Annotated in this window: 17 protein-coding genes; 6 read left to right on the top strand and 11 right to left on the bottom strand. The window is 65.9% G+C overall.

Annotation, left to right across the window (positions count from 1 at the left end):
* Positions 1-41: 41 nt before the first annotated feature.
* The 5 genes from AZL_RS33185 to rfbC all read right to left on the bottom strand — a co-directional run bounded on the left by AZL_RS33185 (position 42) and on the right by rfbC (position 4,574).
* Complete coding sequence (locus tag AZL_RS33185) at positions 42-1,028, bottom strand: UDP-glucuronic acid decarboxylase family protein (protein ID WP_012978715.1); 987 nt, start codon at positions 1,026-1,028, stop codon at positions 42-44.
* Between the two features lie 82 nt (positions 1,029-1,110).
* The gene (gene rfbA, locus AZL_RS33180) at positions 1,111-1,974 is read right to left on the bottom strand and encodes a glucose-1-phosphate thymidylyltransferase RfbA (RefSeq protein ID WP_042447041.1); all 864 of its coding nucleotides are present in this window, start codon (positions 1,972-1,974) and stop codon (positions 1,111-1,113) included.
* Between the two features lie 11 nt (positions 1,975-1,985).
* On the bottom strand, positions 1,986-2,876 hold the full coding sequence (rfbD, locus tag AZL_RS33175) for a dTDP-4-dehydrorhamnose reductase (protein WP_012978713.1): 891 nt from the start codon (positions 2,874-2,876) through the stop codon (positions 1,986-1,988).
* On the bottom strand, positions 2,873-3,940 hold the full coding sequence (rfbB, locus tag AZL_RS33170; protein WP_012978712.1) for a dTDP-glucose 4,6-dehydratase: 1,068 nt from the start codon (positions 3,938-3,940) through the stop codon (positions 2,873-2,875). The genes rfbD and rfbB overlap by 4 nt, the downstream gene beginning before the upstream one ends.
* An 82-nt stretch (positions 3,941-4,022) precedes the next feature.
* Positions 4,023-4,574 (bottom strand): dTDP-4-dehydrorhamnose 3,5-epimerase, encoded by a 552-nt coding sequence (gene rfbC / locus AZL_RS33165; RefSeq protein WP_012978711.1) that lies wholly within the window; start codon positions 4,572-4,574, stop codon positions 4,023-4,025.
* 312 nt (positions 4,575-4,886) lie between these two features.
* On the opposite strand from rfbC, the gene AZL_RS35165 reads away from it, so the two are divergent.
* The 3 genes from AZL_RS35165 to AZL_RS33150 all read left to right on the top strand — a co-directional run bounded on the left by AZL_RS35165 (position 4,887) and on the right by AZL_RS33150 (position 13,676).
* On the top strand, positions 4,887-7,631 hold the full coding sequence (locus AZL_RS35165; RefSeq protein ID WP_148219843.1) for a glycosyltransferase family 4 protein: 2,745 nt from the start codon (positions 4,887-4,889) through the stop codon (positions 7,629-7,631).
* A gap of 101 nt (positions 7,632-7,732) precedes the next feature.
* Positions 7,733-12,829, top strand: a complete 5,097-nt coding sequence (locus tag AZL_RS33155; RefSeq protein ID WP_148219842.1) for a glycosyltransferase family 4 protein — start codon at positions 7,733-7,735, stop codon at positions 12,827-12,829.
* A 79-nt stretch (positions 12,830-12,908) separates the two neighbouring features.
* A complete protein-coding gene (locus AZL_RS33150; RefSeq protein ID WP_012978708.1) occupies positions 12,909-13,676 on the top strand; it encodes a class I SAM-dependent methyltransferase in 768 nt (255 codons plus the stop codon).
* A gap of 279 nt (positions 13,677-13,955) precedes the next feature.
* Here the strand turns inward: AZL_RS33150 and AZL_RS33145 are convergent, their stop codons facing one another.
* From AZL_RS33145 to AZL_RS36160, 5 genes are all read right to left on the bottom strand, one after another.
* Positions 13,956-15,320 (bottom strand): tetratricopeptide repeat protein, encoded by a 1,365-nt coding sequence (locus AZL_RS33145; RefSeq protein WP_012978707.1) that lies wholly within the window; start codon positions 15,318-15,320, stop codon positions 13,956-13,958.
* Between the two features lie 203 nt (positions 15,321-15,523).
* Entirely contained in the window at positions 15,524-15,880 is a 357-nt protein-coding gene (locus AZL_RS33140) for a hypothetical protein (RefSeq protein ID WP_042447036.1), read from the bottom strand.
* Positions 15,881-16,121: 241 nt separating this feature from the next.
* A complete protein-coding gene (locus AZL_RS33135; protein WP_012978706.1) occupies positions 16,122-16,802 on the bottom strand; it encodes a ParA family protein in 681 nt (226 codons plus the stop codon).
* A gap of 152 nt (positions 16,803-16,954) precedes the next feature.
* Positions 16,955-18,895, bottom strand: coding sequence for a tetratricopeptide repeat protein (locus tag AZL_RS33130; RefSeq protein ID WP_158306039.1), 1,941 nt, complete (start codon positions 18,893-18,895; stop codon positions 16,955-16,957).
* A 109-nt stretch (positions 18,896-19,004) separates the two neighbouring features.
* A complete protein-coding gene (locus AZL_RS36160) occupies positions 19,005-19,247 on the bottom strand; it encodes a hypothetical protein (protein ID WP_148219841.1) in 243 nt (80 codons plus the stop codon).
* A gap of 61 nt (positions 19,248-19,308) precedes the next feature.
* Between AZL_RS36160 and AZL_RS33125 the strand changes: the two genes are divergently transcribed.
* Together AZL_RS33125 and AZL_RS33120 are read left to right on the top strand one after the other, a co-directional pair.
* Entirely contained in the window at positions 19,309-19,854 is a 546-nt protein-coding gene (locus tag AZL_RS33125) for a hypothetical protein (protein ID WP_012978704.1), read from the top strand.
* Between the two features lie 163 nt (positions 19,855-20,017).
* Positions 20,018-20,443 (top strand): hypothetical protein, encoded by a 426-nt coding sequence (locus tag AZL_RS33120; RefSeq protein ID WP_148219840.1) that lies wholly within the window; start codon positions 20,018-20,020, stop codon positions 20,441-20,443.
* Between the two features lie 61 nt (positions 20,444-20,504).
* Here AZL_RS33120 and AZL_RS33805 read toward each other — a convergent pair whose 3' ends face one another.
* Entirely contained in the window at positions 20,505-21,584 is a 1,080-nt protein-coding gene (locus AZL_RS33805; RefSeq protein WP_012978702.1) for a hypothetical protein, read from the bottom strand.
* A 253-nt stretch (positions 21,585-21,837) separates the two neighbouring features.
* Here AZL_RS33805 and AZL_RS33800 point away from each other — a divergent pair, with 253 nt between their 5' ends.
* Positions 21,838-24,438, top strand: coding sequence for a class I SAM-dependent methyltransferase (locus tag AZL_RS33800; protein ID WP_012978701.1), 2,601 nt, complete (start codon positions 21,838-21,840; stop codon positions 24,436-24,438).
* Positions 24,439-24,570 lie beyond the last annotated feature (132 nt).

Raw genomic sequence — 24,570 nt, 5'->3', positions numbered from 1 at the left:
ACGGGAAGCGCCGGCCATGCGACCGGCATTTTCCCTGCGCGTCAGGCGAAGAAGCGGTTGCGGAAATAGGCGATGGTGCGGTCCAGCCCCTCGTCCAGCGGCACGGCCGGTTCCCAATCCATCAGGGCGCGGGCCTTGGCGATGTCGGGGCGTCGCTGCTTGGGGTCGTCCTGCGGCAGCGGCCTATGCTCGATGGTTGAGGCCGAGCGGGTCAGGCGGATGATCTTCTCCGCCAGCTCCAGCATGGTGAACTCGCCGGGGTTGCCCAGGTTGATCGGGCCGGTGATCTCCCCTGGCGTGCCCATGAAGCGCAGGAAGCCTTCGATCAGGTCGTCGACATAGCAGAAGGAGCGTGTTTGCCGGCCGTCGCCGTAGATGGTGATGGGCTCGCCTTTCAGCGCCTGGATGATGAAGTTCGACACCACCCGCCCGTCATTGGGGTGCATGCGCGGGCCGTAGGTGTTGAAGATGCGGATGACCTTGATGTCCAGCCTGTGCTGGCGGTGATAGTCGAAGAACAGCGTCTCGGCGCAGCGCTTGCCCTCGTCATAGCAGGCGCGCGGGCCGATGGTGTTCACGTTGCCCCAATACTCCTCGGGCTGCGGATGCACCGCCGGGTCGCCATAGACCTCCGAGGTCGAGGCCTGCATGATCCTGGCCCCCACCCGCTTGGCCAGCCCCAGCATGTTGATGGCGCCGTGCACGCTGGTCTTGGTCGTCTGGACGGGGTCGTGCTGGTAATGGATCGGCGAGGCCGGGCAGGCGAGGTTGTAGATCTCGTCGACCTCGACATAGAGCGGAAACGTCACGTCGTGGCGCATCAGCTCGAAATGCGGGTTGTCCAGCAGGTGCAGGACGTTGTCGCGGCTGCCGGTGAAGAAATTGTCGACGCACAGCACGTCGTTCCCGGTCGCCAGCAGCCGCTCGCACAGGTGGGAGCCCAGGAAGCCGGCGCCGCCGGTGACGAGGACACGCTTTCGGTTGGTGAGAGCCGGCAAGGCTGCCTTTCCTGTCTTGGCTGTTGGCATCGGTGGTCACCCGGCGGGCCTCAAAGGGCGGCCCGCCGGGTGACCGGGAAAGGACAAGGCGGCGGAAAGCCGCGGTGATCCTTCAGCTTAGCAGCCCGAGCAGATAGCGTCCGTAATCGTTCTTCTTCAACGGCTCCGCCAAGCGGCGCACCTGTTCGGCGTCGATCCAGCCGGAGACGTAGGCGATCTCCTCCGGACAGGCGATCTGCACACCCTGACGGTTCTGGATGGTGCGGACGAACTCCGCCGCCTCCAGCAGGCTGTCATGGGTGCCGGTGTCGAACCAGCCATAGCCGCGGCCCATCTGCTCGACCGACAGCCGGCCCTGATCCAGATAGGCGGCGTTGACGGAGGTGATCTCCAGTTCGCCGCGCGCCGACGGCTTCACCGCGGCGGCGATGTCCAGCACGTCGTTGTCATAGAAATAGAGCCCTGTCACCGCCCATTTGGAGCGCGGATTGACCGGCTTCTCCTCAATGCTCAACGCCCGGCCCCGCTCGTCGAATTCCACCACGCCATAGCGCTCGGGATCGCGCACGGCATAGGCGAAGACGCTGGCGCCCTCGGCCTTCTCACCGGCGGCGCGCAGGATGTTGGTCAGGCCATGGCCGTAGAAGATGTTGTCGCCGAGAACCAGCGCGCAACTGTCGTTGCCGACGAACTCGCGGCCGATGATGAAGGCCTGGGCCAGCCCGTCGGGCGAGGGCTGGATGGCGTAGGTCAGGTTCAGGCCCCACTGCGACCCGTCGCCCAGCACCGTCTGGAACAGCGGCTGGTCGTGCGGCGTGGTGATGATCAGGATGTCGCGGATGCCCGCCAGCATCAGGGTGCTGAGCGGGAAATAGATCATCGGCTTGTCGTAGATCGGCAGCAGCTGCTTGCTGACCGCCCGGGTCACCGGGTAGAGCCGGGTGCCGGACCCGCCGGCCAGGATGATGCCCTTCATGGTCTTCGTCCTCACGCCTGCGGCGGGTTGGTGAGCAGCTCGTCGATCACGCGGTCCAGGCTGTCCTGCCAGGGCGGGCAGGATACGCCGAGCCGCTCCTTGGCGCCGGAGCAGTCCAGCCGCGAATTGGCCGGGCGGCGCGCCGGGGTCGGATAGTCGGCCGTGCCGATGGCGGTCAGGCGCGGCCGCTTGCCGGTGCGCTCTTCCAGCCGCCGGAAGATATGTTCGGCGAACCCGTGCCAAGTGGTGTAGCCGCTGCCGGTCAGGTGGTAGGTGCCCCAGGCGGCGCTGCCCGTCGTCTCGATGGTGCCGGCGATCTGCACGATGGCGGCGGCGAGGTCGGCGGCGGCGGTGGGGGAGCCGTGCTGGTCGGCGACCACCCGCATCTCCTCGCGCTCCTTGCCGAAGCGCAGCATCGTCTTGACGAAGTTGTTGCCGTAGGCGCTGTAGACCCAGGAGGTACGCAGGATGACATGATGCGGGGAGGCCCGGCGCACCGCCTCCTCGCCCGCCGCCTTGCTGGCGCCATAGACGCCCAGCGGGTTGATCGGATCATCCTCGCTGTAGAGACCGTCCTTCGTCCCGTCGAACACATAGTCGGTCGAGACATGGATGAAGGGGATGCCACGCGCCGCGCAGGCCGCCGCCATGGCGCCCGGCCCGTCGCGGTTGACGGCGAAGGAGAGCTCGACCTCGCTCTCGGCCTTGTCGACGGCGGTGTGCGCGGTGGCGTTGACCAGCAGATCCGGCGCGTGGGTGGCGACCGCCTTTTCCACGTCGCCCGGCCGGGTCACGTCGAACTCGGGATAGGGCAAGCCGACGATTTCGGTGTCCGGCGCCCAGTTGGCCCGCATCAGCTCGAAGCCGAGCTGGCCGTTGCTGCCAAGGACGAGGATCTTCATTGGGCTGTTCCTTCTTCCTTCAGACCAAGGCGCTCGCCGCGGTAGGAGCCGTTGAGGATGGCTTGCCACCAGTCGCGGTTCTCCAGATACCAGGCGACCGTCTTGCGCAGGCCGCTCTCGAAGGTCTCCAGCGGCGTCCAGCCCAGCTCGCGCTCGATCTTGCCGGCGTCGATGGCATAGCGCTTGTCATGGCCGGGGCGGTCGGTGACGAAGCTGATCAGGCGGTCATGCGGGGCGCCGGCCGGATCCATATCGTCGAGATGGGCGCAGATGGCGCGGACGACCTCCAGGTTGGTGCGCTCGTTGTGGCCGCCGATGTTGTAGCTCTCGCCGATCCGGCCCTTTTCCAGGACCAGCCGCAGGGCGCGGGCATGATCCTCGACATAGAGCCAGTCGCGGATGTTGTCGCCCTTGCCGTAGACCGGCAGCTTCTCGCCGGCCAGACCCTTGAGGATCATCAGCGGGATCAGCTTCTCCGGGAAATGGTAGGGACCGTAATTGTTGGAGCAGTTGGTCAGCACCACCGGCAGGCCGTAGGTCTCGTGCCAGGCGCGGACCAGATGGTCGCTCGACGCCTTGCTGGCCGAATAGGGCGAGTTGGGGCTGTAGGCGGTGGTCTCGGTGAAGAAGCCGTCGTCGCCCAGCGTGCCGAACACCTCGTCTGTGGAGATGTGGTGGAAGCGGAAGCGCTCCTTGCGTTCCACCGGCAGCGCCGACCAATAACCGCGCACCGCTTCCAGCAGGCGGAAGGTGCCGACCACGTTGGTCTGGATGAACTCGCCCGGCCCGTCGATGGAACGGTCGACATGGGATTCGGCGGCCAGATGCATCACCGCGTCGGGCTGGTGGGTGTCGAACACCCGCCTCAGTTCGGCGGCGTCGCAGATGTCGACCTGCTCGAAGGCGTAGCGCGGATTGCCCGCCGCCCCCGGCAGCGAGGACAGGTTGGCTGCGTAGGTCAGCTTGTCGACATTGACGACGAAGGCGTCGGTTTCGGCGAGAAGCTGGCGGACCACCGCCGAGCCGATGAAACCGGCACCGCCGGTGACGAGAATGCGCGTCATCAAACCACCTTGCCGACGAAAAACGGGGGCGGACCGGCGTTGAGCCGGAACCGCGAAGCCCAAGCGAAGTCCAATAGCGCCGTCAGAACCAATCGCCAAGCTGGGCGAAGGTCGGGTGCGTGCGATCCTTGCCCGAAAGCTGGGCCTTGTCCGCGGAGACCGGCCAGTCGATGCCGAGTTCCGGGTCGTTCCACAGGAGACCGCGGTCATGCTCGGGCGAATAATAGTTGGTCACCTTGTAGATGACCTCGGTGTCCGGCTCCAGCGTGCAGAAGCCGTGGGCGAAGCCGATCGGCACCAGGATCTGGTTCCATTCTGCGGCGCTGATCACCGCGCTGACATGCCGGCCGAAGGTTGGCGAGTCCTTGCGGATGTCGACCGCCACGTCCAGGATGGCGCCGCGCACCACCCGCAGCAGCTTGTCCTGGGCGAAGGGCGGCAGCTGGAAATGCAGGCCGCGCACGGTGCCGACCTCGGCCGACAGCGACTGGTTGTCCTGGACGAAATCGTACCGCAGCCCGGCCGCCTCGAACGTCTTCTTGTTGTAGGTCTCCGAGAAGAAGCCGCGATGGTCGCCGAACTTCTTCGGGCGGATGATCTTTACGTCCGGAATATCGAGGGAAACGACGTCCATTCGAACCTCTGGCCAACAGTCTGGGCCGCAGCCCAGCCGCGCGCGTGAAGCACAAGGAATTTGGCGCGGTGCGCGAGGCCGCCTTGCCGCTTTATGCCGCAATCCCCGCTGACCTTCAACGCGCATTTCCCCATCGCGCCGGTCTCCCGCATGGGGAGTAAGCGGGGTCGCCGCGATGCAGGACGGCGGCGGCGAGGAGGTTATCAACTTGATATTGTTGGCGCAGTCAGCGGGCGCCTGGAAGGGGGGTTGACGTGATCAGAATGTTTTTGTATGACCGCCTCTTGAAATTCTACCTTATCTTCCTTCTGTTTGGATTTTGACTGCAATCCACAGCAGAAGACAACAGGATGCATCCACATGCGATCCCCTCATTTTATCTCCATCTGCGCAAAAAACTACTTGGCGTTTGCGCGGACATTGTTTGAGTCTTTGAAGGAGTTCCGGCCCGACGCAGAGTTCACGCTCTTTCTGGCCGATCGGATCGATGGCAGTCTTGATCCGAAATCCGAGAAATTTGAAGTGATTGAAGCGAAGGACGTCGGAATCGAAGATTTCGACGCCATGGCGCTTCGTTATGACATCACCGAATTCAACACCGCGGTCAAGCCATCCTGCATCAAGTATTTGTTCGAGCGCGATCCCGGCCGGCCGGTGGTCTATCTTGATCCTGACATCCTGGTCACGGGCGCGATGCCGGACCTCGACCGGCTGTTCGCCGAGGGCTGGGATGCCATCCTGACCCCGCATGCCTGTGCCGGCATCGAGGATGGCAAGCTGCCCGATGACCTGACCTTCCTGCGTGTCGGCGTCTACAATCTGGGCTTCCTTGGTCTGGCCGATACCCCGGAAACCCGGGCGTTCCTGGGCTGGTGGGAGCGCCGGCTGCGGTATGACTGCCGGGTCGATCTTGAAGAGGGGCTGCATGTCGACCAGAAATGGGTCGATCTGCTGCCGACCTTCATTGACAAGGTGAAGGTCTTCCGGGATCCGGGCTACAACGCCGCTTACTGGAACCTGATGCACCGCCGGATCGAGGAGCGTGACGGAAACTGGACCGCCAATGGCAGGCCGTTGCAGTTCTTCCATTTTTCCGGTGCCGAGGGCAACAGCCCGGATTTGTTCTCCAAGCATCAGAACCGCTTCACCCTGCGCAGCGCGGGCGATGCCGGACGGCTGTTGACCTATTACAGGGAGCAGGTGGTGGCCAACGGCCGGGCGGAGCTGTCGAAGCTGCCCTATGCCTATGGGTTCGACGAGCGGGGCCGTGCGATCCACACGATGATCCGGCGCCTGTGCCGCAAACAGATGAAGCCGGAGTCGTTCGGCTCCTCCTCCGCGGGCAAGGGGCCGTCGGAGGCGATCTACGCCTTCTGCATGGCGCCGGCGCCGGAGGTATCGCAATCGCCTGTGCCGGTGACGCGGCTGATGCACCATGTCTGGACCTTGCGTCCGGACCTGCAGGCAGCCTTCAACCTGGTCACCGCCGAGGGCCGTCAGGGATTTTACGGCTGGTATCTGCATGCCGGCCTCAATGAGCTGAAGTTCGATCCGGCCTACGTGCTGCCGCTGGCCTCCGGGTCCGCCGCCGCTTCCGCTTCCCAGCCCGCAGTCCAAACCCCAGCCCAATCCCCTGGCCATGCTCCGGCGCCGGCCGGGGAGGCCGTGTGTGCCACGGCGGACGGACCCGATCTGACCCCGGCCCTGGCTGGCGGCGGCGGGCTGGCCGTCGTCGAGATGCCGCCCCGCCCGCTAAGCAGCAGCGCCGCCGCCTGGGCCCTGGAGTCGATCGGCTATCTCCGCCCGCTCTACCGGCACCTGCCGGCCGGTGTTCGCTCCGCTTTGCGGACGCGGCTGCTGCGTCAGGCCTATGCCCCGGCCACCGCGGCGGCCCCCGTCATCGCCGCCCAGCTGCCGCCTCCGCCGCCGGAGACGGTGCGTCAGGAAGTCGCGCTCAAGCCTGGCATCAATCTGGTGGGCTATGTCCGCGGTGAGTTTGGTGTGGCCCAGGCGCTACGTTGCATGGCCAAAGGGCTCGATGCGGCGGGCGTTCCCTTCGCCTGCCGTGAGCTGCGGGTGCCGACGGCGTTGAACCAGGATGACAGTCTGGCCGACCGGATCGACCGGTCGATGCCGTTCGACGTCAATCTGTACCATGTGAATGCCGATCAGACTCCCCACCTGTTGAGCGAGCTGGAGCAGGACAAGCTCTATGGCCGCTATCGCATCGCCTGCTGGTTCTGGGAGCTGGAGAAATTCCCGGATTGCCACGAGGCCGCCTTTGACCTGGTGGACGAGATCTGGGCGCCGAGCAGCTTCATCCAGCGTTCGGTGGCGCTGAAATCGTCCAAGCCGGTGGTCTATATGCCCATCGCCGTGGATCTGTCGCCGGTGCCGGCCAATCGGGCGAAGTTTGGCATTCCCGCCGACAGCTTCGCCTTCCTCGTCAGTTTCGATCTTAAATCCTTCATCGGCCGCAAGAACCCCCAGGCTGCGGTGGAGGCCTTCCGCGCCGCCTTCGCTCCCGAACGTCGCGACATCACGCTCGTTATCAAGGTCCATGGCGGGGATGTCGTGAGCGAGGGGCTGGAGGAACTGCGAGCCTTGGCAACTTCCGATCCGCGGGTGGTCCTGGTCGAGGGGACCCTCTCGGCGGCCGACATGGTGACGTTGCAGTGCAGCACCGATGCCTACATCTCCTTGCACCGCTCCGAAGGCTTCGGTCTGCATCTGGCGGAGTCGATGACGCTTGGGAAGCCGGTGGTTGCGACGGCCTATTCGGGCAATATGGACTTCATGACGGTCGACAGCGCCTGTCTCGTCGACTACCGCCTGGTGCCGGTGCCCGAGAATGGTTATCCGCATTGGGAGGGGCAGGTCTGGGCCGATCCCGATGTGGAGGCCGCGGCCCGCTATATCCGCCGCCTTGCCGATGACGCCGCCTTTGCCCGGCACATCGGCGAGCAGGGGCGCCTGCGGGTTCGCTCCTGCTTGGCACCGGAGGTGACCGGGCGTTTGGTGGTCGAGCGGCTCGCCTATCTTCGCCGCGTAAAATAAAGTCTGTCGCCAACAGACCGTTGGCGTGTGGTTGTGCAAGAATGGCCGGCGATTATCCGGCCATCGCAAACACCGAGGCGGCAAACGTGATCGGACATTGGATGAGCAAGAAGCTTTCCCGGGCCCCCTCTTCCGCGGTTGCCGGCGGTTCCGGGCAGGACCCCCTCGACACCATCGTGACGACGATCGCCAATTCGGGTTTGTTCAACCTTGCCCACTACAGCCGGGAGCGGGGAACATCCTTCACCAATCTGAGCGATGCCATCCGTGACTACATTACGGGTGGCGACGCCGAAGGATTGTCACCGCACCCGTTGTTCGATGCGGCCTATTACCGCAGCTGCAATCCGGACATGGTCGCGAGCGGATTGCTGCCGCTGCTGCATTTCCTGTCCTCCGGCGCCGCCGAAGGGCGTGCTCCGCACCCTCTGTTCGACCCGACCTATTACATCTCCCAGGCTGGCGATGCCGCACGGGCAAACCCGCTGCTCCATTACCTGACGACCGGCATTGGTGCCGGGCTGTCGCCGCATCCTCTGTTCGACCCGGCCCATTACCAACTGCAGGCCGGGGATGAGGCGCGTTTCGGCCCACTCCAGCATTTCCTGTCTTCCGGCGCCATTGAAGGGCGCGCTCCGCACCCTCTGTTCAACCCGGCGCACTACATCGCCCAGGCCGGGGATGCCGCTCATGCCAACCCGCTGCTCCATTACCTGACGGCTGGTGCCGGTGCTGGTCTGTCGCCGCACCCTTTGTTCGACCCGGCGCACTACATCGCCCAGGCTGGCGAGGCCGCTCACGCCAACCCGCTGCTCCATTACCTGACGGCTGGTGCCGGTGCTGGTCTGTCGCCGCACCCTCTGTTCGACCCGACCTATTACATCTCCCAGGCTGGCGATGCCGCACGGGCGAACCCGCTGCTCCATTACCTGACGACCGGCATTGGTGCCGGGTTGTCGCCGCATCCCCTGTTCGACCCTGTCCATTACCAACTGCAGGCCGAGGATGAGGCGCATTTCGGCTCATTGCAGCATTTCCTGTCCTCGGGCGCTGCCGAAGGGCGCGTTCCGCATCCCCTGTTCGATCCGGCGCATTACATCGCCCAGGCTGGCGAGGCCGCTCACGCCAACCCGCTGCTCCATTACCTGACGACCGAGATCGGTGCGGGCCTGTCGCCGCATCCCCTGTTCGATCCGGCGCACTACATCGCCCAGGCTGGCGAGGCCGCGCGCGCCAACCCGCTGCTCCATTACCTGACGACCGAGATCGGTGCGGGCCTGTCGCCGCATCCCCTGTTCGATCCGGCGTACTACATCGCCCAGGCTGATGATGCCGCGCGCGCCAATCCGCTGCGCCATTACCTGACGGCCGGCATCGCTGCGGGCCTGTCGCCGCATCCCCTGTTCAACCCGGCGCATTACCTCGCCCAGGCTGGTGATGCCGCGCGCGCCAATCCGCTGCTCCATTACCTGACGGCCGAGATCGGTGCGGGCCTGTCGCCGCATCCCCTGTTCGACCCGGCGCATTACGTCGCCCAGGCTGGCGATGCCGCGCGCGTCAATCCGCTGCTCCATTACCTGACGGCCGGCATCGCTGCGGGCCTGTCGCCGCATCCCCTGTTCGACCCGGCGCATTACCTCGTCCAGGCCGGCGATGCCGCGCGCGTCGATCCGCTGCGCCATTACCTGACGGCCGGCATCGCTGCGGGCCTGTCGCCGCATCCTCTGTTCGACCCGGCGCATTACCTCGTCCAGGCCGGCGATGCCGCGCGCGTCAATCCGCTGCTCCATTACCTGACGGCTGGTGCTGGTCTGTCGCCGCATCCCCTGTTCGACCCGGTGCATTACGTCGCCCAGGCCGGCGAGACCGCGCGTGCCAACCCGCTGCGCCATTACCTGACGGCCGAGATCGGTGCGGGCCTGTCGCCGCATCCCCTGTTCGACCCGGCGCACTACATCGCCCAGGCTGGCGATGCCGCGCGCGCCAATCCGCTGCTCCACTATCTGGCAAGCGGTGCCGCCCGGGGCCTGTCGCCGCACCCTCTGTTCGACCCGGTCTGTTATGTGGCGGCGGCGGGCGAGGCGGCGCGTGCCAACCCGCTGCTGCACTATGTCACAGCCCCGCCCTCCGTGGCTCCGTCTCCCCATCCGCTGTTCGATGCCGGCTATTACCGCAGCCGCTATGCCGATGTTCTTGGCAGCGGTCTGCCATTGTTGGTCCATTATGTGCGCTCCGGCGGCAGCGAAGGCCGGCAGCCGTACCCCCTGTTCGATCCGGCGCATTACATCGCTCAGGCCGGCGATGCCGCGCGCGCCAATCCGCTGCTCCACTATCTGACGGCCGAGATCGGTGCGGGCCTGTCGCCGCATCCCCTGTTCGACCCGGCGCATTACCTCGCCCAGGTCGGCGATGCCGCGCGCGTCAATCCGCTGCTCCATTACCTGACGGCCGAGATCGGTGCGGGCCTGTCGCCGCATCCCCTGTTCGACCCGGGGCATTACCTTGCCCAGGCCGGCGATGCCGCGCGCGCCAATCCGCTGCTCCATTACCTGACGGCCGGTATCGCTGTGGGCCTGTCGCCGCATCCCCTGTTCGACCCGGCGCATTACCTCGTCCAGGCCGGCGAGGCCGCGCGCGTCAATCCTCTGCTCCATTACCTGACGGCCGAGATCGGTGCGGGCCTGTCGCCGCATCCCCTGTTCGACCCGGCGCATTACCTCACCCAGGCCGGCGAGACCGCGCGTGCCAATCCGCTGCTGCACTATGTCGCAAGCGGCGCCGCCCGGGGCCTGTCGCCGCATCTTTTGTTCGACCCGGCCTGCTATATGGCGGCGGCGGGTGAGGCGGCGTGGGCCAATCCGCTGCTGCACTATGTCGCAAGCGGTGCGGCCCAGGGCCTGTCGCCGCACCCTCTGTTCGACCCGGCCTGTTATGTGGCGGCGGCGGGCGAGGCGGCGCGTGCCAATCCGCTGCTGCACTATGTCACAGCCCCGCCCTCCGTGGCTCCGTCTCCCCATCCGCTGTTCGATGCCGGCTATTACCGCAGCCGCTATCCCGATGTTCTTGGCAGCGGTCTGCCATTGTTGGTCCATTATGTGCGCTCCGGCGGCAGCGAAGGCCGGCAGCCGCACCCCCTGTTCGATCTCGACCGTTATGCCGTTCAACATCCGGAAGTGCTCCGGCGCAAGTCGCCGGCCCTGCTGCATTATGTGACGGTGGGTGCCGCTGTCGGCAGCTCGCCCTGCCTGCTGTTCGACCCGGCTTTCTATGTGGAGCAATGGGACGGACCGGCGCCAGCCGACCCGCTCTCGCATTACTTGACCGTCGGGGCGGCGGCCGGTCTCGATCCGCACCCTCTGTTCGACAGCGCCTATCTGCGCGGCGTCGATCCCGAGGCGGCGGAGAGTACGCGCCCCTTGCTGGTTCATTATGCCGAAAGGCCGGCGGGGTCCGGACTGTCGCCCCATCCGCTGTTCGATCCGGCCTATTATCGGCGCGTTTATGTCGATCTCCAGGGGTATCCCGGCGATCTGCTTGTTCACTATCTGATTGTGGGTGAGAACGAAGGTCGCAAGCCCCACCCGCTGTTCGATCCGCTGTTCTATCGCCAGCAGAGCGCCGGGCCGCTCACTCCCGCCAATGCCCTGGTGCATTATCTTGTGGAGGGCGCCGGGCGCGGCTTGGATCCGAGCCCTCTCTTCTCGACCCGCTTTTACCAGGAGCACGGCCAGGAGCAGCGTCCGGTACCCACCACCTTGCGGGGCCGGGCGCGGTCTAACCCGCTGGCCGATTATGTGATGCGCGGAGCCCGGCGGAATCTGGCTCCCAACCCCTGCTTCGATCCGGTCTTCTACACCGCGCAATTGCCGGTTCGGCCGAGCGATCCGCTGGTCCATTATCTGGAGACCGGGGCCGACGAGGGGCATGATCCCCACCCTGACTTCGATCAGGCCTATTACCGTGCCGGCTCCGCCGAGCCGGAGCGGATCGGCAATCCGCTGGAGCATTATCTGCTGACCGGCCGCTCGGCGGGCCGGCGTCCCTCCCCGCTGTTCGATCCCCTGCTGGACCGGCAGCGGCTGGACCATCTCCGGCAGCGGCTCACCGATGGTCGGCCGGTGGTGCTGGCGGTGCTGGGCGGTGGCCATGACGAGCAGCGTCACATCGACGACATGGCCGCGCGGTTGGACGGGCTGGCGCATCTGCTGGTGCTGACGGCGCTCGACAAGCGGCGTCTGGCTTTGCGTCTGGCTCCTCTGGGAACCGCATTGGTCCGTCTGGTCTTTGACCATGAGCGCCATCTTGATCAGCTGGTCGCGGTGCTGCGTGAGATCAGGGTGGATCGGCTGCATGTGCATGATGTCGATCCGGCCCAGCCTTGGCTGCGGACCCTGGTCGATGCGCTCCAACTGCCCTTCGATCTCACGATCCGTAGCGGCCAGGGGCTCCTGCCTGAAGCCGGAGTCATGGCTGGCGATGACGGGATGGCGGGCCGGTGGGTGATCGGCCGGGCCGAGCGGATCCTGGTGCCCAGCCTGGACAGCGAAAGCCGGCTCAAGGCGGTCCATCCGGATGCGCCCACCGTGCTGGCGATCGATCCCATCCCGACTTTCGAGGAATCCGGTCGCCGTTCGGTGACCCCGCCGCCCTTGGAGGCGGAGGAAGCCTTGCGCGTGGTGGTGATCGGCCCGCTGACACCGGAGCGTGGCAGCCGCATCCTCGGTATGGCGGCGGCACTCGCCATGGAGCATCAGCTTCCCCTCGCCTTTCATCTGCTGGGCGTCAGCGCACCGCGGCTGAAGAGCTATCCTGATACGGCTCTGCGTGAGCATGGCCCCTATCAGGATAGCCGTCTGCCCCGTCTGCTGGAGGATCTGAAGGCGCACATAGCTTGGTTCCCCGACCAGGTGCCCGATACCTATGGCTATCGGTTGGCCGCCGCGCTCCAGGCCGGACTGCCGATTGCCGCGAGCGCGATCGGGGCCTTGCCGGAGCATCTCGCCGGACGGGAATGGAGCTGGCTCCAGCCTGCCGACACGCTGCCTGACCTGTGGCTTGAATATTTCCTGACATGGCGGACCCGGCATTTCCGGACTGGCAGCGCGCCGCTGCCGGCGCCCGGACACAGGGCATCGCCCGCCGCCCACTACCCGCAGGCCTATCTCCAGCCTATGTTGGGTGGGAAGGCACGCGCTTGACGGGGGTCCGCTCAAGTCTGGCGCGTCCCCGTACGCGCCAGCTTAAAGTGTTATCGGCACAGCACAAAGGCCCCGTCACATGAGTCTGGAAGGAGCCATTCGTTACGACCGTCCTTTGGAGGTCGACACCATAGGCGATCCGGTGCCTCATTTCGCACGGCGGCTCCCGCCCAACGCCACCGTTCTCGACATCGGGTGCGGACCGGGCGTGCTGGGCCGGCTGGCGACGGCGCTGAAGCCCTGCATTCTGGATGGCATCGAGATCGACCCCGAGGCCGCCCAAGAGGCACGGCGCTACTATCGGGATGTGCGGGTTGCCGATCTCGGCAACAGCGAGCTTGCGGAACTGCTGCCCGGACGGCGTTACGACATCGTGATCTGCGCCGATGTCCTGGAGCATCTGGAGGCCCCCGGCCGGATGCTGCGCCAGATCCGCCGCATCTTGACCCCGGGAGGGCGGCTGTTCATTTCCCTGCCCCATGTCGGTTATGCGGGGATTGTGGCCGGGCTGTTAACCGGGCGTTTCCGCTATCGGCCGAGCGGGCTGCTCGACCGTACCCATCTGCGTTTCTTCACGCGTACCGAACTGACCGACACCTTGACGATGAACGGCTTTGCCGTGGTGGATTTCGGCGGCATCGTCAAGCCGGTCCATGAGAGCGAATTCGGGGATGTTCTGGAGCGGCTGGCACCGGCCGTGCGTGATGGCCTGCTGGCCGCTCCCGATGCGCTGATCTACCAGTTCCTGGTGGAGGCGGTTCCCGGGCGCAGCACCGTCATGCCGGCCGGCGCGGACTGGTCGCAGGCCCTGTTGCAGAGCAACCGCCCTGATGAACTCCCGGAGTAACCGGCGGGACCCGCCGGCGTGAGGCGATGTGGTGGACGGCCCTTCGACCATCTGGGATCGGTGGCAAGTGAACTGCGGTTCACAGGCCGAGCTTCGTGCCGCTTAACCCGGTGTCCTTTCTGCCGGGGGAAGGTCAACCAGCGGCTGCGACAACAGGCCGGACACATGGATGCATCCTTCTCGGCCAGTCAGCGCGGATTTCCCTCTTGCGCCGGAGGGGCCGTCCACACAGGTCGCCTGACAAAGGCGGCAGCGGATAGAAGGGCGAGCCTGACGCGTTCACGTCTGGCGGCGTCTGGCCACCAGGTCGCGCAGCGCCCGTTCCACCTCGGCAAAGACCTGGTCCCAGTCTCCGGGGGTCTTTTGCCGGAACAGCCGCATTGACGGATACCAGGGCGTTCGGTCGGTATCGTGACCGTAAATCCAGTAGGGCATGTATTGCAGCAGGTTCCACACCGGTCGGCCCAAGGAGCCGGCGAGATGCGCCACCGAACTGTCGGTCATGATGATGAGGTCGAGCCGCTCCAACACCGCTGCGGTGTCGGCGAAATCGTTGAAATGCGGCCCCAGCGGGGTGACCAGCAGGCTGGTGCCGAGCGTGTCGAGCTCCGCCTCGGGTGGGCCCTTCTGCAGGCTGAACAGCCGGACCGACGGAACCTCCAGGAAGCGCAGGAAGCGCGTCAGGTTGGTGGCCCGGCGGGTGTTGTCCTTGAAGGTTACCCGTCCCGACCAGATGATGCCGACATTCAGCGTGTCGGCATCCATCGGCACCAGGCTTTCCGCCTTGGCTTGGGCATCGGCCGGAATATTGATCCGCGTAGGGGCGGGAACCATGTCGGGTGTGGTGCCGAGCCGTTCCGGCAGGCTCATCAGCGGGCAATAGACATCATAGTCCGGCCATGGCGTCCCGGCCGGCATGACGGCATCGACGCCGGGCAGGCCGTCAAGCACGCGGCCGAGTTCGGGATGGCATTCCAGGATGACACGGCCGCCCTGCGCCTTGACCAGCGGTACATAGCGGGCGGTCAGCAGGGCGTCGCCGAAGCCCTGCTCGGTGTTGATGAGGATGGTACGGCCGTTCAGCGGGCTGCCGTCCCACATCGCCCCCGGCGGCTTGCGGTTCTGATAGCTCGGCAGCGCCAACCGGCAATCATAGTCACGGAACCCCTCGGCATAACGCCCGATCTGCAGCAGGGTCAGCACCCGGTCCCAACGGAGCTGGACATTGCCGGGGTCGACCTTGAGCGTCTCGTCAAGCACCTGGAGCGCCCGTGTGAATTGGCAGCCGTGGCGCAGGGCGACGATGTAGTTGATGACATAGGACAGGGCGCCACGCGACAATGCCACCGCCTTCTCATGCGCCGCGATCGCCTCCGTGTAGCGGTCCTGGTCGCCGAGCACATTGCCGAGATTGGTCCAGGCGCCGGCATGATTGGGGTCGAACTCCAGCGCCCGGTGCTGGCAGGCGATCGCCTGCTGGGTTTTACCCTGCTGGCGCAGCAGCGCGCCAAGCGCGCTCCACACATTCGGATCGCGTGGCTGGTCGGCGAGCATGCGCTCCAGCATCGGAATGGTCAGGCCCTGAGCCGCCTGGGGGGCCGTGGAGGACGCCGCCTTTGGCGCAACCGCGGTGTCGGTCAACATGAGATCAAACCCCGAAGATGGGCGATGGAGCAGAAAACTGGAAGCAGGGCATAGACGGAGCGGTCAGCGAAGTCAAACCGGGACGCCCGCATTCTGAGCGCAGGTTCCGGATCGGCGGAACAGGTGGTGCGGCGGCGCAACGAAGCCGCCGCCAGCTTTGGCCAATATCGCCCTTTTAAGGCGGAAATCGCTTGAGAAGTCAGTCAACGACGGCGCAAGTCCTGCAAATCGATATCATCGACGCGAAAGCCGGCATTCCGCAGGGCGCGCAACACGATCACCTTCTGCGCGGTGCCTTCGCGGGCCGCCGCCTGGCGCAATTCCTCGATCAGATAATCGGGTAGCATCGCCTGCCAGGGGCGGGTCGCCGCCGGGCGGATCACGCGCGGGGGCTCTTGTGCCAACACCGGAGCGGGTTGGCTCTGCGGTTGCCGCGGGCCCGTCGGCTCGACCGGATCAGTTGGCAGGAAGCCCTTCTTCAGCCCATATTCCCGAATTGGATCAATGTCGGCGCTGACGTCGATGCCGCCAAGCGGCGGACGGGTGACTTTGGGCGGCATGCCGGGAGTCTCGATGCTTGGTGGCAGAAAGTAAGGTCATGAAATAAAGCCATGGAAAGCTGGCGGTCAAGCCTCTTGGCAGTCGTCTGTCGGCAAGGCATCGCCCCTGGAAACAGCATCTCACATCATTATTCCTGTATAGTATTTCATGAAATGAAATACTATACAGGAATAATGATGTGAGCCGAGCCTCTCGCTTTCCGGCATCGGCGCCGGTTCCCCGGCGAAACCGGGGCGGCCATCAGGCCGCCCGGCCGACCATCGGGTTTTCGGGCGCCGCCGCCAGGAAGGATAGGAACTCGTCGGTCATCGCACGCACATTGTGGTCGGCATTGCTGGACGGGTTGACTTCACCGGGACCCTGACCGGTGTAGCTCATTTCCTTGATCAGCGAGCGTTCGATCAGTTCCGTGCGGAAGGTCGGCACGCCATGCTCGGACAGCAGCTCGCGGGCATGCCGGTCGACACGGGATTCGATGGCGGCTTGGGTGCGGACGATCACGACGCTGGAGACCGGCGTGTGCTTCAGCACGCCGATGGAGTCGGCCACCACCTTGAAGGTGCGCACCGCCTCCTTGATGTCCATGAAAGACTGTTGGGTCGGGATCACCACCCCGTCGCTGACCGAGAAGGCGTAAAGCATCGTCAGATTGCCAAAGCCCGCGAGATCGATGAGCGTGTGGTCATGACGGCCGGCATGCTCCTGGACCATCTGGCGCACGTTGGCTTCCGTGATCTCGTCGATCACCGTGACGCCCGCGTCACGCCGCCGACGCGCCCATTCCGCCAGATGCCGGTTGGGATCGCAGTCCAGCAGCAGGACACTCTGGCCGCGCCGGCGCAGTTCGGTGGTCAAGGCCATGACGAGGCTGGTCTTGCCGACACCGCCCTTGGTCGAGGCGAAGCTGGTTATGCGGGTCATCGACAATCCATTGCTGTGGTTGGCGGTTCGGGCCGCACCATACGCCGCATCAAAGGAGTTGGGGAAGAGATTTCAGCCTATGAAGGCATCACACTATTTCATGATATGTAATGTTGATTTTCTATCTTGAGCATCCCAATCCTTGTGGGGCGTCAGGCGATGTCGGGCGCCTGACGCCGCTGCCGCACCGCTTGCGACAACACGCCCTCGATCGCCCGCACCGACCCCGTGTCCTCGAACAGAACCCCGCAGCGCTCAAGAATGCGCGCCCGCACCAACGCCCGCAGGCCGGAGTCGGTGCCGAGCCGCACCGCAAGCTCGACATACTCCGTCTGATCGCGGGCGATGGTGTCCTCAAATCCCATCAGACGATAGAATCCAAGCGTATGGCGCCCGCGCATGAAGGCGCCGGGCCATGTCACGACGGGGGTGCCGAAGGCAAGGGCCTCCAGCGTCGTCTTGCCGCCGCTGTAATGGAAGGGGTCGAGCATGACGTCGGCATCGGCGGTCAGGGCGATGAAGTCCATCGCCTTCAGTCCCGGCAGCATGCGGATGCGCCCCGCCACATCCGGCCCTTTCGGCCGCATCCGCGCAAGCAGCGCGCCGCCCTGCCCGCGCGGATCGACGAAGACGAGCAGGCCATTGGGGTCGCGGCGCAAGATCGCGATCAGCGCCTCATCATAGTCCGGATGGATCTTGAACAGGCTTTGCGGGCAAAGATACAGCGTGCGGTCCGCCGGCAGGCCGAAATCCACGCGCGTCCGGCGCGGTTCCGGCAGGCTTGGTCGGCGGTAATAGATGGTCGGGCCGGGCAGGCGGACCAGACGCTCGCTATACTGGCTCTCTCCCTCCTCCGGCTCCATCGCGCCGCAGCTCAGGAACAGGTCCAGCGTCGGGATGCCCGTGGTGTCCGGATGCCCCCAGGTCAGGCATTGCACGGGAGCCAACCGGGCGAAGGCCAGGAAATAGGTGAAGGGGGACATGCCGATGTCGGTGTAATATAGAATATCCAACCGCTGCTCGGCGATCGCGTGACGGGCAGCCCCCAGATCGGCCGGCAGATCGACCACCCGATCGGCCATCGCCCGCAGATGGCGCCGCAGATCATCCTCCGGTCCCGCCATCAGGAACAGGGTCACCTCGAAGTCCCGGCGCGACAACTGCTCGATCAGCCCCTCGTTCAGCATGCCAATGGTGTGGCCATGGAAATAGTCGGAAACGAAGCCGATCCGCAGGCGGCCGTCGCCCGCGGCGGTGGCCGCCGGCTCGCGGCAATGGGGGGCGGTCTCGAGCAAGGACGGGCAGGCACTGGCATACAGGTCGGCCAGGCGTGTGTTCAGGGGCCGATTGTCCAGCCCATGATAGGAAAGATAAAAAGAGGTTATGCCGACTTCGCGTAGCGGATCATCCAGGCGCAGTCCAGGCGCACATGCCTCTTCGATGACGCCGGCACAATGCCGGCGGCTTTCATCGATCTCCTCGACCGAGCGCGGGATGATCGGCAAGGTCAAGGCCTCGCGGACCAGAAGCCCGTCGCCGCCACCCAGTCGCCAAGCCCGGCGGTAGGCCTGCCTTGCCTGGAGTAGCCGTCCGGCACGCTGTTCCACAATCGCCAGCTTGCGGTAGACCTCCGCCAGTTCCGGTTCCAAGGCGGCACGATGGCGCAATGGGCGGAGCGCCTCCTCGGCGCGTCCCAGGTCACCGAGCGTCGTGCCGAGCCCATCCAGCAGCCGGGCGTCCGCCGGGCGCAGCCGCAAGGCCCTGCGATGGGCTGTAACCGCTTCCGCGCGGTGGCCACAGCCCAGCAGCAGCACGGCCCGGTTGACCGCGTAAACCGGCTGTCCCGGATCGAGGGCGATGGCCATGGCGATCTGGTCCAATCCGGCTTCGGCCTTGCCGGATGCACACAGCGCGATACCGAGCGTGTGACGCGCCACTGGCTGGTCGGGCAGGGTGCCCAGCACCGTGCGGGCCAGGACCGCTGCTTGGTCAAACTGTCCGGCCGCGTAGAGCTGGAGTGCTTGGTTCAGGGCATCGTGAGGCGAGACGATCAAGGGAAGCCAGCCATAGGCAGGGGGGGAAAGCCGGCGCATGATGCCGCAGCAGCCCACCGCCCGCCAGCCTCCTCGCATGGCCACCGCGCAACATAATTATCAATCATCATAATTATATAATTTATGATGATGATATCATGATTGTATATCATGTAATAATAGATTGATATCTTCCGTTTCCCAGCCCCTGTGGAAAAGAGCGGCCGGAATTCTCTGGCCGCTGGCCACAGTTTGGCCTAGGATTAATTGTTAGTGGTGTAATCAATTTTGACATGACCTGAGCATGCGTGCGTTTTGGCAGGACCGTGGCATCCAACCCCATGGTCGAGCCAGTGCCATGATCCTTGTTCTGGGTGTCAAAGCGCATATGTAAAGTTTTCTGCTGGTTCATGGTTCAGTGAAGATCCGTTGCAGACATGCCGCTTGCACCCGAAGCCCAGGAATGATGGTTCATGTCCAAGCTCACCGTCCGGCAGGGGCCGCTCAGTACCCAGATGTATTGTGCCATCGGCATGGTCGCCGTCTCCTGGGCTCATTTGGAGGAGGTCGTGGCGCTGTGCCTGTCCCGCCTGCTGGGGGTGGAGCATGTTGAATTCCTGACCATCAGCGCCAACATGCCGGTCAAGGCGCGGCTTGATTCCATCAAGGCGCTTGCCGGACAGAAGCTGTCGAGCAAGGCGGCGGCGCAAATCATCGAGCTTTGCGAGCAGGCCAGCCAACTCAGCAAGGAGCGCAACCGCATCCTGCACGGCTCCTGGTTGCAGGGGGAAACTCCCGATTTCGGCGTTCGGCTGACATACCGGGCCCATGGCCGTGTCACCTACGACAGCCCGGCCATGTCGGCCAAGGAGATCGCCATCGTCGCCACCTCGATGAACGAGCTCGGAGCGCGGCTGATGCTCAGCCTGCAGCAGCTCGGCCTCTTCGATCCCAAGGCTCCGATGAAAACCCCGTCCCCGGTTGCCGTGGCCGAAACCCCGGTGTCGGTCGCGTCATAAGCGGCCGGTCTCCGCCGGGATAGGTTTTTTCAGGTCGGCCGGCAAAGCCGGGTGGGCCTTTCCATTCCGTGCAGGCGCATTCTCCCCGGCTTGCATGATCGACCCCCCTGCCGTGATGTGGCAGAGTGCCGTCAGTTTCGTCTTTCGCCAGGCACGATCCAGCATGTCGGCTGCGCTTCACAAACCCCGGACGGTCATCAATGTGGAGATGGACGAGCGATCGGTGTTGTTTCCCGACGGCAAGTTTCTCTCCCATATCTCCCTCTATGAAGAGGATGGCCTGGTGCGGCTGGATGGGGTGTTCCTGTTCAACGATTCCCGCCTGCCGCCGGACATCGCCGCCCTTGCGGTGGAGGATGCGCGGGATTTGGCGCGCGCCATCATGAATGGCGTCTTCCAGGGTCACACCCAACATGTTCTGTCCGACAGCGCCAAGATCGCGCTGATCTTCAACCCGAATGGCTTTCTGCTGCGCTTCGGTGCCGGTACCGCCCTGCGTGAGCTGTTCGTCGCCTCGCCCGCCATCATCCGCTTGGCGCAGGGACTGTTGCGCATCGTCGACCGGGCCTCGGCCCTGCCGGCCCATTGACACCGAAGCTTTTGATCCTGACAGGTCGGGATCAAAAGCCGTTGGTATGAGGCCGCCCCCCTCACAGCAGCACCGGCGCATCCCAGGGATCGACGGCGACGAGGCCGCCGCGTTTCGGGTCGGGGCGCAGGACGCTGCGGACCCGGCGGTTCAGCAGGGCTGCGGTGAAGGAAAAGCTGCTGTTGGACAAGGCCAGCCTGCTGGCCAGGGTCAGGGTCAGGAAGTCGGGAAGGAATTCCGCTCCCGCCGGAGCGGCCCCGAGGTCGGCGGCGGTCAGCGGAGCGAAATCGGCGAAGTCGGCGACGGCAGCCGGATCATCGGTCGCAACATAAAGGCGGGGGCGCTCCAGGGTCGGCCACACCGTTTCCAGCCAGTCGCGGTACCAGCGGTTGGGCGGGATCCACAGCCCGTCGCTGACGAAGTCACCGCGCCGCAGATGGATGGCCACGAGTTCGCCGCCCAGCCCATCCAGGCGGGCTTGCACGGAGCGTGCGAGGGCGGCGGCCGGTCCGTGCCATTGGAACAGAGCGCGGAAGCGCTCGCCATGCATCGCCCAGCGCCCGGTCGGTCCGCAAAAATAGCCCCACAGATCCACGTCCCGTTCCACCGTGCCGGCGGTCCCCGTCAGCCCGGCGACCACATCCGTCTCATCCTCCCGCACAAGACGCAGCCCCGGCCGGGGAAGCGGATCGTCGAACCCGAACAGGTCACGCCCGATCCAATCGGGGGCTTCGACCCGCAGCCCGTGGAGATCCCCATAGAGCCGCAGGATGCCATATTGGAGAAGCTGATTGCCGAAGCGTCCATTCGTTCCGAGGGTGGTCATCGCCACCCGTCCGCCGGGCGGGACCGGATCGAAGGGCCGGGGTGGCGGCGGCGGTCCCAGCCGGCTGCGCAGCAGCAGCACGGCGCGCCGGGTGGCGGGAAGCGCCAGCCCCGGTTGCAGCCGGGCCGCCCGGCCATAGACCGGCAAGGCCGAGGCCCAGTCCCCCGACCGCTCCAGCAGGGCGGCGCGATGCAGCATCACCGGCAGATGCCCCGGCACCAGGGCCAGAAGGGTGCGGTAGAGCCGGTCGGCGCGGTCGGTATCGCCGGATCGCTGCGCGTCGAGCGCACGCTGCACAAGATCATCAAGGGTCATCGGGCTGATCGCTCATACGGGGACGGGACGGCCCGATGGCAGGGCGACCCAAGGACAGGACGGTCGAGAGACAGGACGGCATCGCATGCCCATTACCTAGCAAGCGACGCGAAGCCTCTGCCATCGGAATTGGCGGGCTGGCGGCCATCCGCGACCAGACGGCGCCCCGGCATGCAGCCATCTTGCACCACCCGGACGGATCGGGGAGAAGAGGGCGATCGCAACCGGCTTCCGCTCCGCTAAGGTCCCCGTCATGACACTCAGTCCCCAGGATGTCCAACAGACCCTCGACCAGTGCCGCAGCGGCCAAGCCGCAGAAGCGGAGCGGCAGTACCGTGGCTTTTTGTCCCGGGGCAGCTTCAGCACCGACGCGATGGTCCCGCTTGCCGAACTGGCCCGTTGCCTGGGGTTGACGGCGGAGGCGTTGGCATGGGCCGGTCGCGCCGTCCGGCTGCGGCCGGATCAGGCCGACGCCTGGACCCTGTATGCCCTCGCCCTGATCGCCCAGCACCGGGTCGAGGCCGGCACGGCCGCTGTCGGGCGGGCGCTGATGATCGCGCCGCGCTCGGCACCAGCCTTGCGGGCGGCGGCGGTGGCGATGTTGCGCATGAACCGGTTGCCGGAGGCCGCGGCCCGCTGCGGCGAGGCCCTTGCCATACAGCCCGGCTATGCCGACGCCCTTGCCACCCTGGCCCTGATCCGCATGGCCGAGGGCAGGGCGGAGGAGGCCGATGTCCTGTTCCGGCAGGCGACAGCCCTGCCGATGGCGCCGGCGGAGGCATTCGGCAACCATGCCGCTCTGCTCGCCCGGCTGGGCCGCGATGCGGAGGCGCTTGAACGGGCGGAACGCGCGGTCGCGCTGCGTCCGCGGTTGGCCAGTGCCCATCATCTGCTCGGCACGCTGCATCGACAGGCCGGCCGGACCGATCCGGCCAGCCGTCATTTCAAGGCGGCCATCGCTGCGGATGCGCATCATCTCGATGCCCGCATGGCGCTGATCGCCCTTTGGGCCGAGCTGGGGCTTGCCACTGGCGACTGGGCTGCCGAGATGCTTGGCCTGGTGCAGGAGGTGCTCGCCCTCATCCCGCCCGAAGCGCCGGAAAGCGGAGAGGTCGCCTTCCAGCTCGGTGCGCTCTTTCTGCGCCATGGCCGACGTGATCTGGCCATCTCCCTGTTGCGGCGCGCCATCCAGCAGGCCAAGCCGGGGCAGCCGGATGTCGGGCACTGGTGGAGCAGCTTCGCGCTGTCGTTGCGTGGCATCCATCTGGCCGGAACGCAGGCGCCGGTGGCGGCGGCGCTGCGCACCGACCTGCTGGCGGCCTTCGCCCGGACCGAGGTCGATCCGGCCGATCTGGCGACCGCGGCGGCGAGCCTGATCCTGGCCGACCCGGCCGCCGGCCAACTCGGCGCCGTTGCCGGCGACCCGGCCGCCGCCGAGGCGCTGCTGTGCGCCGGCAGCTTGACCGGGTTGGCCGGCGACCCGCTGCTGCATGCGCTGCTGGCCGTCACCCCCGTCACCGACCTTGCCTTGGAACGGATCGTCATCGCCTTGCGCCGGGCGCTGCTGGCCGTCACCGCCGCGGCCGGCCAGCCGCTCGACGTCTCCTCCTGGGGGCATCCCTGGCTGACGCTGTGCGTCAGGCTGGCCCGCCAAGCCTTCCTCGGCGACTATGTGCTGGCGCAAAGCGCCGAGGAGACCATTGCCCTTGACCGGCTGGAGGCGGAGGTTCGCCACCGGCTGGAGAATGGGGTGGCGGTGCCGAACCACTGGATCGCGCTGCTGGGGGCTTATCGCCCGCTCGACCGCCTGCCGCCGGCCCTGATGGGGCATGCCTGGCCGGCGGAGCTGCGCGACCTGCTGGCGCTCCAGGTGAGCGAGGTGGCGGCGGAGGCGGGCATCGCCGCCCAGTTGCCGTGTCTGACACCGGTGAACAACAGCGTGTCGGTCCGGGTTCGCGCCCAGTATGAGGAGCATCCCTATCCACGCTGGGTTTCCACCGGACTGCGCGCCAAGCCGATTGGTCTGAGGGCCATGCTGCAAGCGCTGTTCCCCCGGGCGCGGCCGCCGGCCTTCCCGGCGGGAGGCTTGCCGACGGACAACTGGCCAAACTGGGAGGCGCCAGAGGTGCTGGTCGCCGGCTGCGGCACCGGGCGTGAGGCGGTGCAGGTCGCCCGCCATGTCGCAGGGGCGCGGGTGCTTGCGGTCGACCTCAGCCGCCGCAGCCTCGCTTATGGGCTGCGTCAGGCGCAACGGCTGGGACTGGACACCCTGTCCTTCGCCCAGGCCGACCTGCTGGAACTCGGCCGCCTGGAGCGACGCTTTGACCTCATCCATTGTGTCGGCGTTCTGCATCACATGGCCGACCCGCTTGCCGGGCTGCGCGTGCTGACCGGTTTGTTGGCTCCGGGCGGCGTGATGAAGCTGGGCTTCTACAGCACCATCGCGCGCCGGCCGATCGCGGCGCTGCGCTCATTCGCCGCGGAACGCGGGATCGCCGCGACGCTGGAGGGGGTGCGCCGGCTGCGACAGGACATCTTGGACCTGCCCGCCGACCACCCCGCCCGCGCCGTGACCGCCTCGCCCGATTTCTTCACGGCCAGCGGCTGCCGCGACCTGATGCTGCATGTCCATGAGCTGTCGACCAGCCTGCCATGGCTGGAGCAGGCGCTGGACGGCCTCGACCTCACCCTGCTGGGGTTCGAATTTGAGGATCCGGCCCCCTATTCGTTGTACCGCCAGCGGTTCCCGGACGATCCGGCGATGACGTCTCTGGCCCGCTGGACCCGGTTGGAAGAGGCGCACCCGACCCTTTTCGGCCGGCTCTACCAGTTCTGGGTCACCCGACGCAGATGAGCCGGCCCCCACCAGCATGGCATCAAATCATAAGAAGGAGTATTATCATGATATAAAACCATGATTTTATGGTAACATGACCTCATATCAGGAGCCTATTTGCGGGGATGGGCGATCCTCCGTCTTCGGGAC

Source organism: Azospirillum sp. B510 (assembly GCF_000010725.1).
GTDB classification, from domain to species: domain Bacteria; phylum Pseudomonadota; class Alphaproteobacteria; order Azospirillales; family Azospirillaceae; genus Azospirillum; species Azospirillum lipoferum_B.
The sequence above is the reverse complement of the archived record's forward strand: the minus strand, read 5'-3'. Positions and strand labels throughout refer to the sequence as shown.